At 61.3% G+C, this 15,598-nt stretch carries 16 protein-coding genes; 9 read left to right on the top strand and 7 right to left on the bottom strand.

Annotation, left to right across the window (positions count from 1 at the left end):
• Positions 1-5: 5 nt before the first annotated feature.
• The gene (locus tag FHW37_RS03840; protein ID WP_145632710.1) at positions 6-605 is read right to left on the bottom strand and encodes an HdeD family acid-resistance protein; all 600 of its coding nucleotides are present in this window, start codon (positions 603-605) and stop codon (positions 6-8) included.
• A 118-nt stretch (positions 606-723) separates the two neighbouring features.
• Here FHW37_RS03840 and FHW37_RS03835 point away from each other — a divergent pair, with 118 nt between their 5' ends.
• The 7 genes from FHW37_RS03835 (at position 724) to FHW37_RS03810 (ending at position 8,340) form a co-directional block, all read left to right on the top strand.
• Entirely contained in the window at positions 724-1,443 is a 720-nt protein-coding gene (locus FHW37_RS03835; protein WP_145632707.1) for a response regulator, read from the top strand.
• 6 nt (positions 1,444-1,449) lie between these two features.
• Positions 1,450-2,802, top strand: coding sequence for an ATP-binding protein (locus tag FHW37_RS03830; RefSeq protein ID WP_145632704.1), 1,353 nt, complete (start codon positions 1,450-1,452; stop codon positions 2,800-2,802).
• A 67-nt stretch (positions 2,803-2,869) separates the two neighbouring features.
• Complete coding sequence (locus FHW37_RS33445) at positions 2,870-3,043, top strand: hypothetical protein (protein WP_186458126.1); 174 nt, start codon at positions 2,870-2,872, stop codon at positions 3,041-3,043.
• 129 nt (positions 3,044-3,172) lie between these two features.
• Positions 3,173-3,412 (top strand): cysteine rich repeat-containing protein, encoded by a 240-nt coding sequence (locus tag FHW37_RS03825; RefSeq protein WP_145632701.1) that lies wholly within the window; start codon positions 3,173-3,175, stop codon positions 3,410-3,412.
• A 90-nt stretch (positions 3,413-3,502) separates the two neighbouring features.
• The gene (locus FHW37_RS03820) at positions 3,503-3,820 is read left to right on the top strand and encodes a hypothetical protein (protein WP_145632698.1); all 318 of its coding nucleotides are present in this window, start codon (positions 3,503-3,505) and stop codon (positions 3,818-3,820) included.
• Positions 3,821-3,960: 140 nt separating this feature from the next.
• Entirely contained in the window at positions 3,961-5,190 is a 1,230-nt protein-coding gene (locus FHW37_RS03815; protein ID WP_186458125.1) for an efflux RND transporter periplasmic adaptor subunit, read from the top strand.
• Between the two features lie 12 nt (positions 5,191-5,202).
• Positions 5,203-8,340, top strand: a complete 3,138-nt coding sequence (locus FHW37_RS03810) for an efflux RND transporter permease subunit (RefSeq protein WP_145632692.1) — start codon at positions 5,203-5,205, stop codon at positions 8,338-8,340.
• A gap of 61 nt (positions 8,341-8,401) precedes the next feature.
• Here FHW37_RS03810 and FHW37_RS03805 read toward each other — a convergent pair whose 3' ends face one another.
• From FHW37_RS03805 to FHW37_RS03780, 6 genes are read right to left on the bottom strand one after another with little or no spacing between them, the layout of a single operon-like run.
• Entirely contained in the window at positions 8,402-9,703 is a 1,302-nt protein-coding gene (locus tag FHW37_RS03805; RefSeq protein WP_145632689.1) for an LLM class flavin-dependent oxidoreductase, read from the bottom strand.
• Between the two features lie 14 nt (positions 9,704-9,717).
• Positions 9,718-11,076, bottom strand: a complete 1,359-nt coding sequence (locus FHW37_RS03800; RefSeq protein WP_145632686.1) for an MmgE/PrpD family protein — start codon at positions 11,074-11,076, stop codon at positions 9,718-9,720.
• Complete coding sequence (locus FHW37_RS03795; RefSeq protein ID WP_145632684.1) at positions 11,073-11,864, bottom strand: amino acid ABC transporter ATP-binding protein; 792 nt, start codon at positions 11,862-11,864, stop codon at positions 11,073-11,075. Before FHW37_RS03795 ends, FHW37_RS03800 begins: the two co-directional genes overlap by 4 nt.
• Positions 11,865-11,877: 13 nt before the next feature.
• On the bottom strand, positions 11,878-12,657 hold the full coding sequence (locus tag FHW37_RS03790; protein ID WP_145632682.1) for an amino acid ABC transporter permease: 780 nt from the start codon (positions 12,655-12,657) through the stop codon (positions 11,878-11,880).
• Positions 12,654-13,400: an amino acid ABC transporter permease gene (locus FHW37_RS03785; RefSeq protein ID WP_145632679.1), complete on the bottom strand. Its 747-nt coding sequence runs from the start codon at positions 13,398-13,400 to the stop codon at positions 12,654-12,656. The genes FHW37_RS03790 and FHW37_RS03785 overlap by 4 nt, the downstream gene beginning before the upstream one ends.
• A gap of 24 nt (positions 13,401-13,424) precedes the next feature.
• Complete coding sequence (locus FHW37_RS03780; RefSeq protein ID WP_145632676.1) at positions 13,425-14,261, bottom strand: transporter substrate-binding domain-containing protein; 837 nt, start codon at positions 14,259-14,261, stop codon at positions 13,425-13,427.
• Between the two features lie 370 nt (positions 14,262-14,631).
• Here FHW37_RS03780 and FHW37_RS03775 point away from each other — a divergent pair, with 370 nt between their 5' ends.
• Both FHW37_RS03775 and FHW37_RS03770 read left to right on the top strand, forming a co-directional pair.
• On the top strand, positions 14,632-14,826 hold the full coding sequence (locus FHW37_RS03775; protein ID WP_145632673.1) for a hypothetical protein: 195 nt from the start codon (positions 14,632-14,634) through the stop codon (positions 14,824-14,826).
• Positions 14,827-14,957: 131 nt separating this feature from the next.
• Complete coding sequence (locus FHW37_RS03770) at positions 14,958-15,560, top strand: alpha/beta hydrolase (protein ID WP_145632669.1); 603 nt, start codon at positions 14,958-14,960, stop codon at positions 15,558-15,560.
• The last annotated feature ends 38 nt before the right edge of the window (positions 15,561-15,598 follow it).

Below are 15,598 nucleotides of genomic sequence, written 5' to 3'. Positions count from 1 at the left end.
TCAGGTCATCTCAACCGCTTCTTTGCCCGGCCCTTCGTAACGTCGGAACCGAGATACAGGGCAAAGCCGACAAGGCTGAGACCATAGGCCGTCAGGTCCAGTGCCAGCAGCCGGCCGGCGGTCGCAAGGTCGTTATATGGCCAGCCGGCCATGAGCAGGCTTCCCATTGCAATGGTGAAGCCTCCGCCCGTCACCAGCCAGCGCCAGCCCCGGCCGGCCGCTTGCAGGACATAACCGCAACAACATCGCATCGTGCCTGTGGCGATGAGACCGGCAAAGAAGGCCAGGCTGAGTGCCGCGATGCGGGTCGACGGATTGATGAATGCCAGCACACCGAAGGCGGCATAGAGGGCCACGGTCGTGCCCCACATGACGGACGGGACCCGTTCCCTGATCTGCCAGCTGGCGTGAAATTGCAGCAGGCCGGTGGTCAGCAGCATCAGTCCTATCACTTGCCAGGAGACACCGGCAACCGCGACGATGTTGCAGAAGAAGGTCATGCCGGCCGCCGTGACCAGAATGCCGGTCACGAGGATGTTGCCCTGGCGCTCCTTCAACAGGGTCGTCTGTTGGGGGTAAGAAGCGGGTCTCGTCGTCCGGGCCATGATGCGTTCCAATTCGTTGGGATCCGCATCACAATCCGTCCCGCAGTTTGCGGAATGATGCCGTCCGTGTGACGGAATGTTACGGTATGCTCGCCGGCCGAAAGGAGGAGCAGAAGAGATGGAAGAAGCGCTGAAAATTCTGGTTGTGGAAGACGATCCGGAAATCCGCGACCTGCTGGACGAGTTTCTCACCGGCGAAGGTTATGTCGTCCGCACGGCAGACAGTCCCGCTTCGGCCGATCCGCTGGTCGAGCGCAAATGGGCCGATCTCGTCATCCTTGACCTGATGATGCCGCGCGAGGACGGGCTTTCCTTCTGCCGGCGCATCCGGGTGCGCTCGCAGGTTCCGATCATCATGCTGACGGCGAAGACTGCCGAAATCGATCGCATTGTTGGGCTGGAATTCGGTGCCGACGACTATCTCGGCAAACCCTTTAATCCGCGCGAGCTTCTTGCCCGTATCCGCGCAGTGCTGCGGCGGACGAATGCGTCGGCAGCTCCCTTGGCTGGCGGAAGCGGGATAAAACGTTTTGCCGGACTGGTGGTTGATCCCGAGGCACGCAGCATCACGACGGAGGACGGGGCATCCGTTCCTCTGACGACGACGGAATTCGATCTTCTGGCCTGTTTTCTGGAGAGGCCGAGACGGGTTCTGTCCCGCGACCAGTTGCTGGATTACACGCGCGGATCGGCCACGGACGCTTATGACCGGACGATCGACGTGGCGATTTCACGCCTGCGCACCAAGCTTGCCGCCTGCCTGCCGCCGAACGCGCAGGTGATCACCACGGTCAGGAATGCGGGTTATCTTTTCAACCCGACCGTGACGGATGGCTGAAACCCGATGAACCAGCTCGGCATCGTCGCCAGAATTGCGCTCATCGTCACCGGGGCGCTGTTTCTCGGACAAATCGCCTTCGTCGCATCCTATATGTGGCAGTCGGAGCGCTCGCCCCTGCCGCCTTACGCGATCGCCAACCGGATCTCGGCAGTCGTGCGCCTGCTCGATGATGCGCCGCAGGGCCTGAGGGCCCAGGCGCTCGCCGTCGCGGATGTCAGCGGCTTCAGCGTAGAGATCATGCCGCGCGTGCCGGAGACATTTGTCGATGACTTCAGCTTTGCCCGGATGCGTGTGCTTGCCCAGTCGATGCTCGATGACTATGCGCCGGGCCGCACGGTCAGGGCCGGTACGCTCAAAAACCAGCAGCGCGATGCCTTCACCATAACCTTCATCACCCAATTGAAGACGCGTGAATTCGCGGTCTTCACGGTCTCGGACAAGACGACGCTTCGGGTCTGGAACATGCCGATCGGCTTCATCGCCGGGTTCTTCGGCATCGCCATCGCGCTTCTCGCCATTTTTGCCGTGGCCCGCGAAACTCGACCGCTCTCGCAGCTGGCACACAGCGTCGATGAACTCGGCAGCCGCGTCGAGCCGATCGAGGTCAAGGAACGGGGGGCACGCGAATTGCGCACCCTGATCCGCGCCATCAACAAGATGCAGGACCGCATTCTGGGGCTTCTCAACAATCGCACGCTCTTTCTCGGTGCGATATCGCATGACCTGAAGACCTATCTCACGCGCTTTCGCCTGAGGCTGGAAATGATGCCGGCCGGCACACACCGCGACAAGGCCATTCGCGATGTCGAGGCGATGGAACAGCTGCTGGGCGATGCCCTGTTATTTGCCAGCGAATCCGCCGCAAGATCGGAAACGGAGATCGTCGATCTTTCCGAGACCCTGAGACGCTGCGCCAGCGAGATGGATCCGCAGGGCAGTCGGATCGAACTTGCATCCGGTCCTGACGCCGTTCCGGTAAAAATACCGGCGACGGCCCTGCAGAGGGTGATCGACAATCTTCTGTCCAACGCGCTGCGATACGGTCACCACGCCTATGTCGGGACGCAGGTCCGTGACGGCCGGGCCATCCTGATCGTCGAAGACGACGGCCCGGGTATTCCGCCCGGAGATCTTGAACTCGTGTTCGAGCCCTTTTTCCGGGGCGAACCGTCGCGAAACCGCGATCACGGCGGCACCGGCCTCGGCCTTGCCATCGTCAGGCAGATTCTCGATGCGCAGGGCGGTACGATCCAGCTCTCCGGCAGAGAGGCGCGATCTGGCCTCAAGGCGACAGTCTCGCTTCCATTGTTTCGGCCCGACGCTGTTTCGGATCAGGCCGTACAAGTTGAAACATGATCGCATAAAGCGTGCAAACCCGGCGAGATAGAAATGCTCCTGCCTCATCATGGAAGGAGTAAGCGCCATGCTCGCCGAATACGAAATGACCCGCTCCGCCATCCTGAATGATCCACTCATCCGTCAGGTCATGAGAGCGGATCGTGTCTCTCCTGCCGAGCTCGAAAACCTGATGACGGAAGTCGCGGCCAGGCTCGATCCGTATGCCCGTCAGGCCTATCGCAAAGACAGCCGGTGCTGATGGGCGCCGCTGCAAAGAACGGAAATATTTCCGAAATCAAGATGCGACGTAGCGGTGGGAAAACAGCCTCCGCGAGCAGGTTGCCGAAACAAGTCGGCATTGCTCCGGAAGACCTGAAAGGAAACACCCATGCTGAAGTATTTCGCCGTCGCATTTCTCGCGAGCACAAGCGTCGTCTCGGCGCAGCAGTTGTCCATGTCGGACAAGCTCGCCCTGCGCGACAATTGCAAGGACGATATCCAGAAGCTTTGCCCCGGTATCAAGCCGGGTGATGGCGGGCTGATGGCCTGCATCAAGACCAACAAGGAAAAGCTCTCCCCAACCTGCTCCTCGACGATCAAGGACGTGCTGGCGAAGCGCGAGAACTGATCCCGGAGATCGATCGGGCGCTGCGGTGTGGGAGACACGCCGCAGCGCAAGGGACGAATCTATCCGGCAACCTCATATGGAGATGACCCGATGCGGATCACCGCGACCTTCCTGATCTCGGCAGCATTGGCCACGATCGCTTCCACCGCTCTTGCCGTGGTGACGATGGACAGCGCGTGGGGTGCACCGCGCATTGTTGCGGAAGTTGCCCCGGCTGTGTGCAGTGTCGAAGCCGCGGCCTATCTCGAAGTCTCGGACCTGGCGCATATGTACCGCGACAGCGGCGACGTCTTTGCCGATGCCTTGTACGACCTGCGCGAACAGCTTCTTGATTGCCTGGCCACGTCCGGCGATATGCCGGAGGACGGAATGTCGATGCCAAGCCGCGATGACGGCCGATCGATCTAGCCCGATGGCCTGCCCGCGTCCGGCTGAAACAAACCGTAACAATATTGCAAATGCCGCGCAAAGGGCCGCGCCTAAACCGGTGGCGAAGTTCGCGGCAGATCTGTCTCGCCGCGGCAGTCATCAAACCGATAGGCACCCTCATGCAACATGGTCCCGACAAGACGCCGACCCTCACTTCACGCGTTCACGTCTCTGTTCGAGGGGTCGCCATAGCTTCAGCTGCTCTGCTGCTGGCGGCCTGTAACGGCAAAGGTGATGAGCAGGGGAAGGCCGAGGCGGCACCGAAACCGGTTGTCACCGTCCAGCCCAGAACGGCAGAGGTCACCCGCTATCTGTATGAGACAGGCACGACCAAAGCGCTCGACAGCGTCGATCTGACGGCCCGCGTCACGGGTTATCTGAGATCCATCGATTACCGGGATGGCACGGAGGTCAAGCAGGGCCAGCGTCTGTTCCTGATCGAACCCGATCAATATGAAGCACAGCTGCAGCAGGCGCAGGCTGCGGTCGAACAGGCCCAGGCGAGCCTCGACAATGCCCAGGTTCAGCTGGGACGGCAGGAGCAGCTTGCCCGCTCATCGACGACGTCTGAAGCGAATGTCGACAATGCCCGCGCAACCCGCGATACGTCCAAAGCACAGCTGGACTCGGCCAAGGCTTCCCTGAAACAGGCGCAGATCAATCTCGGTTATACCAGCATCACCGCTCCCTTCGATGGTTTCGTCACCGAACACAAGGCGGATGTCGGTGCGCTGGTCGGCACCGGTGGCCCGACGACGCTGGCGACGATCGTTAGGCTGGATCCGGTGCATGTTTCCTTCTCCATATCCGATACCGACATGTTGCAGATCCGCAAGCAGGCCCGCGAGCGCGGGCTGACGCCCAAGGATCTCAGGAACGTCAAGGTCGAGGCCGCGACCAAGATCGACAAGGATTTTCCGCATGAGGGAAGGCTCGATTACGTGTCTCCCCAGACTGATGCTGCGACCGGCACGCTGACGGTGCGGGCAATCTTCGACAACAAGAACCGGGATCTTCTACCAAACCTGTTCCTGCGCCTGCGCATATCGATGGGAACGGTCACGGATGCCGTTCTCGTACCGCCGGCGGCCATCGGCACCGATCAGCAGGGGCGTTTCGTGCTCGCCGTCAAGCATGACGGCATGGTCGAGCGTCGCTCCGTGACCGTTCTCGGCCGCAGCGGTGACTGGCAGCAGGTGGAAGGCAAGCTTTCGGCGCAAGATTGGGTGGTTCAGAACGCCGTGGTCGGTGTCCGCGCCGGAGAAAAGGTGACACGGCAACCGGCGACCGCGTCGGGGGCTGCGACCGGTGAACCGAAGCAGGGCGCAGCAGCGCCGGCCACCAACTGATCGGGTGACATCATGTTTTCACGCTTTTTCATCGAACGCCCGGTTCTCGCCAATGTCATCGCGCTCCTGACGATATTGCTCGGCGCGATCGCCTTCTTGCGCCTGCCGATCGCGCAATATCCAAACATCGTGCCGCCGACCGTTCAGGTTCAGGCGCGTTATCCCGGCGCCAGCGCCAGAACGCTGATGGACACGGTTGCCCTGCCGATCGAACAGCAGGTCAATGGCGTGCCCGGCATGCTCTACATGCAGTCGACCAGTTCCAGCGACGGCACCTATTCGCTGACCGTGACCTTCGATATCGGCACGGATGCGGACGAAGCGCAGATCCTCGTCCAGAACCGCGTCGACGCTGCCAATGCCCAGCTGCCAAGCTCGGTCCAATCGCAGGGGGTGACGGTCCGCAAGCGTTCGACCTCGATCCTCGCCTTCGTCACGCTCGATGGCGCCGACCCGAAATATGACAGCCTCTACCTCGCCAATTATGCGACGATCAATCTGAAGGACGCGATCGCGCGGGTTCCCGGCGTTGGCGACGTGACGGTGTATGGCGCAGGCGATTATGCGATGCGGATCTGGCTGGATGCCGACCGGCTGCAGGCGCGTGGGCTGAAACCGTCCGATGTCGTCAGCGCCGTCCAGTCGCAGAGCCAGACCGTGTCCGGTGGCCAGATCGGCATGCCTCCGGTCGCAAGCGGTCAGGGCTTTCAGACACCGATCGAGATTTCCGGACGGCTGGACCAGGTCGATCAGTTCGAGGACGTGGTGGTCAAAACCGATACGGAAACGGGTGCGATCACTCGCGTTCGCGATATCGCCCGCGTCGAGCTCGGATCGAAATCCTATAGCCAGATCTTTCGCGTCAATGGCAAGGCATCCGCTTCGCTGGCGATCAGCCAGCTTCCGGAAGCCAATGCGCTCGATGTCGCCCACGCCGTGGAAGGGCGCATGCAGGAACTGGCAAAAGCCTTTCCGGAAGGGCTGAGCTATTCGGTGCCGTTCAACACCACGGCCTTCGTCAATGCGGCTGTCGATGAGGTCTACAAGACCCTGATCGAGGCTTGTGTCATCGTTCTCATCGTCATCCTCCTCTTCCTGCAGGACTGGCGGGCCATGCTCGTGCCGGCGACCACCGTGCCGGTGACGCTCGTTGGCGCCTTTACGGCCATGGCGGCTTTCGGCTTCTCCATCAACATGTCGACGCTGTTTGCACTCGTGCTGGCAATCGGCATCGTCGTCGACGACGCGATCGTCATTGTCGAAGGCGCCGCGCGCCAGATGTCCTACGGCCTCAAGGGACCGCAGGCCGCGGAAAAGGCAATGGACGAACTATTCGGGCCGATCATCGGCATTACGCTGGTACTCGTCTCGGTCTTCCTGCCGGCAGCCTTCCTGCCCGGCCTGACCGGCAAGCTCTACCAGCAGTTCGCGCTGGTCATTGCCGCGACGGCTGTCATCAGCGCCATCAATGCGATCACGTTGAAACCGGTTCAGGCGGCGCTCTGGATGCGGCCGATCAAGCCGGTGGAGCAGCGTAATTTCATCTTCCGCTGGTTCGACAAAGGCTTCAACAGGCTGGAGGATGGCTACACGGCGCTGCTGTCCCGGTTGCTGCGCTTCCGTTACCTCGTTGCAGCGGGTACTGCGGTGGTCGTCGCGCTGGCCTTTCTGGGCCTGTCGAAAGTGCCGACAGGCTTCCTGCCGCTCGAAGATCAGGGCTATCTCGTCGCTGCAGTTCAACTGCCCGCCGGCGCCTCGCTGGAGCGTACCGACAAATCGCTGAAACAGGTGGAGGAGCGGCTGAAAGAGCAGCCCGGTGTCGCGAATGTCATCACCGTCGCCGGCGTCTCGCTGCTCGACAATAACGCCCCGCTTCCCAGCGCCGGTCTCGCTTACATCGTCCTCAAACCCTGGGACGAACGTGGCAAGTCCGAAGGCCTCCTGCCGATCTATCAGGCGATCTCCAAAAAACTTGCCAATCTTGACGACGGGATGGCGGTTGCCGTGCCTCCGCCCTCGATCCAGGGGATCGGCAATACCGGCGGCTTCACCATGATGGTCCAGCTGTCGGATGGCAGCAGCGATTTCAATCGGCTGGCCGATATTGCCAAGGGCGTGGCGAACCGTGCACTGGAAGATCCGCGATTGCAGGGCGTGCAGGTGAACGCTAATTTCAACAGCCCGCAGCTTGCCGTCAATGTCGATCGCACCAAGGCCGCCACTTTCGGTGTCGCGATCGGCGACGTCTTCAACGCACTTTCGGGTTATCTCGGTTCAGCCTATGTGAACCAGTTCACCCGTTTCGGCCATACATTCCAGGTCTATGTGCAGGCTGAAGGCTCCTATCGCAGCGTCGCGGAAGGCATCGATCGCCTGAAAGTGCCGAATTCCTCGGGCGCGCTGGTGCCGATCGCCAGCATGGTCGATGTGCAGGAGACGGTCGGTCCTTCGCTGATCTCGCTCTACAACCTGCATCCGGCCACGTCGATCGTCGGCCGACCGCAATCCGCTATCAGTTCCGGTGAAGCCATGCAGATCATGGACAAGGCCGCAGCTGAGGTTCTTCCCTCGGGCGCGACCACGGACTGGACGGCAATCTCCTATCAGGAGAAGCTGGCAGGCAGCCAGATCTACATTGCCTTCGCACTGGCGCTGGTGCTCGTCTATTTCGTGCTGGCCGGGCAATATGAAAGCTGGCTCGGGCCGCTGCCGGTAATCTTTTCCGTGCCGCTGGCTCTGGCGGGGACGGTCGCCGTATTGCTGGCGCTGGGGCTGCAGAACACGCTCTATACCCAGATTGGACTTGTGCTGCTGGTCGCGCTCGCCGCCAAGAATGCCATTCTGATCGTCGAGTTTGCGCGAGAGCTCAGGATCAAGGAAGGCAAGTCGCTGATGGAATCGGCTGTCGTTGCCGGCAAGTTGCGTTTCCGTCCGATCCTGATGACATCCATCGCCTTCATCGTCGGCATGATCCCGCTTGTGCTTGTAAGCGGTGCTGGCGCCAATGCCAGCAAGTCGATCGGCATTTCGGTGGTGAGCGGCATGCTGATCTCGACCATCCTGTCTGTCTTCGTGGTGCCGGCGCTTTACATGATCGGCCGCGCGATCGAGGAACGTGGCCACGCCAGGCGGGAGGAGGTCCTCGAATAGAGCGCACAATAAAGAAGCCGCAGATCGTTTGCTCTACGGCTTCTTTATCGGTCAGTTCTGCTTAGCTGAGCAGGTCCGGTCTTTTCAGGCCGAGATGATCGCGCAGCGTCGAACCGTCATAGTCGGTGCGGAACAGGCCGCGTTCCTGCAGGATCGGCACGACGAGCTGCGTAAAGTCTTCGAGACCGTCGGGGAAGAAGGGCGGCATGACGTTGAAACCGTCGGCGGCGCGGCCGTCGAACCATTGCTGCATGCGGTCGGCGATCTCGACCGGGGTGCCGAGCACGACGTGATGGCCGCGGCCGGCAGCGACGCGCAGAGCCAGCTGGCGGATCGTCAGGTTTTCGCGGCGGGCAAGCGCGGTCAGCAGTTCGGCGCGGCTGCGCAGCTGGTCGGAAATCGGCAGGTCCGGCAGCGGGCCATCGGGATCGTAAGAGGCAAGGCTGTGGCCGATGCGCTCTTCCAGGAGCGGCATTGCGCTTTTCAGGTCGGTCCACTGGTCGAGCTCAGCGAGCTTTTCCGCCGCTTCCTTGGCCGTGCGGCCGATGACCGGCAGGAAGCCGGGCATGACTGCGACCTCATCGCCCTGGCGCCCAAATTTCACCACGCGTTCCTTCAGGCTCTTGTAGAAGGCCTTCGCCTCTTCAAGGCTCTGCTGGGCGGTGAAAACGACGTCGGCGGTGCGGGCGGCGAGATCCTGGCCGGGGCCGGAAGAGCCGGCCTGGATCAGGATCGGATGGCCCTGCGGCGCGCGCGGGATGTTGAGCGGTCCCTTGACCGAGTAATATTTGCCCTTGTGATCGAGAACATGGACCTTGGCCGGGTCGGCATAAACACCCTTTTCCTTGTCCTTGATGAAGGCGTCGTCATCCCAGCTGTCCCACAGACCGCGGACGACATCGACGAATTCCTCCGCAACGGCATAACGTTCATCATGCTCCGGATGGGACTTCGAAAAGTTGTTGGCCGTGCGGGCGTAGGATGTGGTGACGATGTTCCAGGCGGCACGGCCATGGCTCAAATGGTCGATCGACGAAAAGGCGCGGGCGATATGATAGGGCTCGCTATAGGTGGTCGACGCGGTGGCGGCGAGGCCGATCTTGTTCGTCACCATCGAGAGCGCAGCGAGCAGCGTCAGCGGTTCGAAACGGGCAATCGTCGAGGGATGCGCATCGACGCCGCTGGTCAGGCCGTCGGCCAGGAAGACCATGTCGAACTTGGCCGCCTCGGCGATCTGGGAGACGCGGCGCAACAGGTCGAAGTTTTCGCTGCCGGCCTCGGCATGCGGATGCCGCCAGCCGGAGACGTGATGGCCGGCGCCCTGCAGGAACAGGCCCAGATGAATTTGTCGTTTGTCGCTCATGGCAAAGTCTTTCGTCAAATGTGGTTCTGAATGGCGTCCTGATTGAGCAGTGCCAGCAGCCGATCGAGATCGGCGGGGCTGCTCATCGAGCGGACGAGGGATGGGATCTCGGCATAAGCCGGGTTGCCGGCCGTCGCGTCATGGAATTTTTCGGTCGGATCGGTAACGCCCGGAAGCCCGTCGAAGCGACGGGTGACAGTGCTGCCATCCTTGAGCGCGATGTCGAGGATCACGAAACGGGTGGTCGGATCCGTCGACATGCGCGGCGCGCTTTCGTCGTGGCGGCGTCCGGCGCGGCTGGCGAGCGCCATGATCCGCGGCTCGACAGGCCGGTCGTCAAAATGGTCGAGCCGTAGGGCGCCGTCGAGGAGTGCTGCGGAAAACACATATTCCGGGCTGAACCGCGCCTCGATGCCATTGGTCGGCTTGCTCACCACCAGCGCCGCATCTGCGCCGGGCGGATAGGTGAAGATAATGGTCTCGATCGTGTCGGGGACCAGTCCCTCGCGATGCAGTTCGACACCGAGCGAGGCGACCGGATGGCTTGCCGTGCAGCACGGATAGGCTTTCAGCGTCAGTCCCGGCGAGACGATCTGCCAGGGCGCGCCCCAGTTCGCAGTCAATGTGTCGAGCTTTTCAGCACCGAACGAAAAGGCCGAGTGGAAGCCGACGGCATTGTCGAGAAAATCGGGGGCGCCGCCAAAGCCGGCAGCCGCAAGCCGGGCCGCGAGCAGGCCGGACTGGGCCGCCATGCCGGCATGATAGGGTTTTGCATCGTAACCGAATTGCAGTCGCAGACCGGAAGACTGGGTTGCCGCGAGACCGAGCGCGATTGCCGTCTCTTCGACCGAGGCTTTCGTCAAATGTGTGATGGCGGCTGCAGCGCCGACGGTTCCGAGCGTCGCCGTGGCGTGAAAGCCGTTTTCGTAATGTTTGGAGCCGATCGACAGACCAAGCCGCGCCATCGCCTCGAGCCCGACCACATAGGATGCGACGAGTTCGTCTGCGGAAAATTTGCGCTCGGCGACGAGTGCCAGAAGCGCCGGAATGATCACCGTTGTCGGATGGCCGCGGACGCTGGAATGGACATCGTCATAATCCAGCACATGGCCGGCATAGGCGTTGACGACGGCTGCCGTCAGCGGATCGGTGCTGCGTCCCTTGCCGATCAGGATGGCTTCTCCCGGCAGGCTCGCACCGATTGCCCGGCCAAGAATGCCCGTGGTGCGGTCGCTGGCGCCGGCGATGGCGCAGGCGAGGAAGTCGATGATCGCCGTGCGTGCCGTTTCGATCGCAGCCGGATCCCGGGTTGGGTCCGAATGGACGATCGCCTCGGCGAAGGCGGTGGTGAGGGGAGCTGTTGCCATGGTCAGATACCTTCTCCGTCCCGCACCGCGCCGCGACCGCCCGACAGGCCGCCGACGAACTGGCGGATGCGGGGATTGTCGGAATTGTGAAAGATCTGCTCGGGCGAACCGTGGTCGACGATCCGGCCGTTTTCGGTAAACACCACCGTGTCGCTGATCTCCTCGGCAAACCGCATTTCGTGGGTGACGAGAATGCTGGTCATGCCGTCACGGATAAGGTCGCGGATGACCCAAAGCACTTCGCCGACCGTTTCCGGGTCGAGCGCCGAGGTCACCTCGTCGAACAGGACAAGCTCCGGCTTCATGGCGAGCGCGCGAGCGATTGCAACACGCTGTTGCTGGCCGCCGGAGAGTTGGCCGGGATAGGCATCCGCCTTTTCCGACAGACGCACTTTTTCCAGCAGTTCACGGGCAAGCTTTTCTGCCTCGCGACGGTCGACACCGAGAATACGGGTTGGTGCCAGCACGATATTGTCGAGCACCGTCAGGTGCGGAAAGAGATTGTATTGCTGGAAGACGATGCCGACGCGCTTGCGCAGCGCGATACGCTCGCTTTCCTTGGTCAGCTGGTCGACCCGGGTGCCATCAACGGTGATCCTGCCGCTCTGGGGCTGAACCAGCGCGTTGATGCAGCGCAGGATGGTTGATTTGCCGGAGCCGGACGGGCCGATGATCGAAACGGCATCGCCCTTGTTGATGGTGAGGTCGATGCCCTTCAGCACCTGCGTTTGCCCGAAGGACAGATGCACGTCTTCCAGCTTGACGATCGCGGTGTCGGCGGATGGGTTGGTCATGGTCTCAATGTCCTCAGGCCGCATTGAAGCGCGCTTCGAGGCGTCGCGTCAGGCGGGAGATCGGGTAGCAAAGCAGGAAGAAGGCAGCCATCACGACGAGATAGGCGATGATGGTGAAATCCAGCCGCCGCACGGCCGTGCTGGCATCGGTCGCCGCATGCAGGAGTTCATGCACGCCGACCAGCGAGGCAAGCGCCGTGCCCATGGTGATCGAGGCCGCGACATTCATCCAGGGTGGCAGCGAGCGCCGCAGGCATTGCGGCAGGATGATCCAGCGCAGCGCCTGGCCGCGCGAAAAACCGAGGCCCTTGGCCGCTTCCCACTGCGTCGTTGGGATCGACAGGATGGCGCCGCGGGTAATTTCAGCGACATAGGCGCTGGCGGGAATAGCAAGCCCGATCACCGCCTTGATCCAGTCGGGAAAGGGCAGGTAATGGCCGAACACGACGATCTCGAACGGGAATATGTAGGTGGTCGCGAAAATCAGCACGAGATGCGGCGCATTGCGGAACAGCTGCACATAGGCGACCACGGGCAGGCGGACCAGCCGGTAGGGCACGAGTTGGAGGATGCCGAACAGCGCACCGACCAATGTCCCGAGAAGCATGGCCAGAACCGCAATCACGATATTCATCATGAAGCCCGAGGCAAGATAGGGGATCCATTCCAAGACTTCGCGGCCAAGTGTCGGATCGGCGAGCGACCAGACGATGACGATCAGCGGCAGTGCCAGGAAGCCGATATTGCGCAGCACGCGATGGCTGGTCGGTTGGGAAAGTGTTGCCGTCGTCATAGACCATACCCCGGAACCGCAAGCCTGCGTTCGACCCAGAGGCCGATGCGCGCGACGATGATGTTGATGGCGCTGAAGAACAGGAGAATGACGATCATCAGCGATACGACATTGTCGCGCTGTGTCCAGACCATGATCGAGGCATAGGTGATTTCGCTGACGGCAATCGCATTGCCGACCGTCGTCAGTTTGACCAGATTGATGAGGTTGTTGACGATCGCCGGCAGCGACGACCGGAAGGCGAGCGGCACTTCGACATACCGCAGGATCTGCAACTGGCTGAAGCCGATGCCGCGCGCCGCTTCGACGGTCGAGGCCGGTACGGCTTCGATCCCGGCGCGGATCGCTTCCGCATGCAGCGCGGCGATATGCAGGCCGACGACAGCGACCACCCAGAAGAAGGGCGAAAGCGGATTGTTCTGGGCTCCGCCGAGCATGTTGGAAACGACGGTGTTCAGCACGAGGAAGCTGAACATCAGCTGCACCAGCGTCGGCGTGTTGCGGGTCAGTTCGATGAAACCGCGCACCGGCGCCGACAGCCAGATCTTGCCGGATGTCAGGCAGGCGGCAAACAGCAGGCCGGCGATCAGGCTGACGGGGATCAGGAGGGCGATCAGATACAGCGTGGTGATGAAACCATCACGCCATATCTGCGCCTCGTAACCCGTCGCCAGAAACTCGTAATTCAGTCCGATCCTGTTCGTCAGGCTGACGAACAGGTCGGTGAGGCTCATATCCTGCATGTCGCTTTCCCGTGCAGCGCGCCCTTATTTGGCGGCGGACAGGGCCTTCTGCTCTTCCTCGAGATATTTCGTGTTGAGGAGGCGATTGGCCTTGGCAAATTCGATCAGCTTGCCGGAAGCGTGCAGCTTCTTGACGCTGTTGTCGAGAGCCGCCTGGGTATCCTTCTCACCCTTGCGCAGCCAGATGACCGAGTCCGACGGGATCAGTTCGGTCGGGAAGGGGATGGCGTAATCCTTCCATTCTTCCGGACGGTCTGCAAGCAACAGAGCAACCGTGCCGCCGACATGGACGGCAGCAACGCAATTGCCGCCCTGCAATGCCAGCAGCGATTCCGGCTGGCTCGGGAGAGCCTTGACGGTGGCGCCATAGGTCTCGATCAGCGGTTGGGTATAGTTGGAGCCCTGCGAGACGCAGACCGGCTTGCCCTTGAGATCCGTCCAGTCCTTGAGGCCGCTATCCTTGCGGACGACGGCTGCACCGCCGGCGCGGTCATAAGGGGTCGGAACGTAGTCGAGCACCTTGGCGCGCTCTTCGGTATACTGCATGTTGGCGATCAGGATATCGACCTTGCCCTGCTGCAGGAACTGTACGCGGTTCGGCGGCGTCACCGTCACCGTTTCCAGCTTCACGCCGAGATCATCCGCCAAAGCCTTGGCGATGTCGAGATTGTAGCCCTTCTGCTCCTGGCTTTTCGGGTCGATGTAGCCGAAAGGGGCGCCCGAAAGGATGACGCCGACGGTGAGCGCGCCACGACCCTTGATACGGTCTAGCGTCGAGTCTGCAGACGCGTGGGTCGCGGCCAGAGCTGAAACTGCGAGGGTGAGGTGGAAAACAGCCTTGGTAAGGGTCTTGGCAAACATCGATATGCTCCTTGTGTGCGCCGCAAAATATTTGAGCCTGTGGCATAGGACGAGGAATCTCATGCTCTGCATCGGGTGAACGCAGAACGGATCGACTGAAATTTCGCCTCGAGACGCGAGGCTTTTTGCGCATACGTGATGTGACGCCGGTAGGAGGGGTAACGAGATCCGCATTCCCGACGATCGAACGTCGCGTTTCGGGATAGTTAGGGCAGCCAAAAAAATCGAAAACTCGTTGATCGGAGAAAGGCGATCGCAAAAATCTCCCGAAGCTCCGATCATTAGTATAGCTTTTTAGTAGACAATATTGACCGAAATATCGATCTGGCGGACGATTGTAGGGTGGATAGATTCAATCGGAGGCTGCTCGATGATTGCCGATCGCTTGTCCCTTTTCGGGTTCGACCTGTTTGGAATTGCCAAGCGTGGTAAGGCTGTGGTCGATAAACAGACCGCACCTGTAGCCGGCAACTCGGCCAGCTCCGCAGATCGCCGCAGCGAAAACCGCACGGACGACAGGGAATATACCGAAGCGTTTTTCTGGGGCGTGCATCCCTTCTACTGATCCGCGAGACACAGGACCGCGCTGGCTTTTGACCGTGGTGCTTCGGTCTCTGGCAATACCGCCGCTGCGGTCTGCTGACGAAGCGCCGTCCGTTTCCGATCTTTTTCCATGAACATCAGGATGAAGCCGCGATGATCGACACGCTTCTTATTCCCGGATTGAACGGTTCGTCGGACGAGCACTGGCAGCGCCATTGGGCGCGCGACCAGACGAGATCTGTCGTTGTCGAACAGCAGGACTGGACATGTCCGGTTCTTGAAGACTGGCAGGAAGAACTGGACAAGGCGCTGTCGGTTGTCGATGGCGCCTTTCTCGTTGCGCATAGCCTCGGGTGCCTGCTTGTTGCCAGTTATGCCAAAAGAAGCCAGGCGGCCCGCATTCGCGGCGCCTTGCTGGTCGCACCCTGTTCTCTCGAAACGACTTTGCGCATGCATCCCTGCATGGTCGACTTCGGCAGTGCGCCGCTGGATCCGCTGCCGTTCCCCAGTCTGGTCGTCGGCAGCCTCAACGATCCGTATATGAGTGTCGAGGAGCTGGAGCGTCACGCACGGGCCTGGGACAGCGAACTGACAACGATCGGCTTTGCCGGACATATCAACGTGGCAAGCGGTTTCGGGCGATGGCCCGCCGGTTATGACCTGTTCGACCGCGTTCTTCACCGCGCAACATCGGCGACCCATGCCAATCTGGCCTTGCCAGCTTCCGACACCCGGTGGCACGCGAGAGCCGTTTGAGCTTCGGCTGTACAGACGGGAAAGGCATTCCCTCTCTT

Origin of the sequence: Neorhizobium alkalisoli, assembly GCF_007829835.1 — a bacterium.
Taxonomy (GTDB): Bacteria; Pseudomonadota; Alphaproteobacteria; order Rhizobiales; family Rhizobiaceae; genus Neorhizobium.
This window is presented reverse-complemented; position numbering and strand designations above follow the sequence as displayed.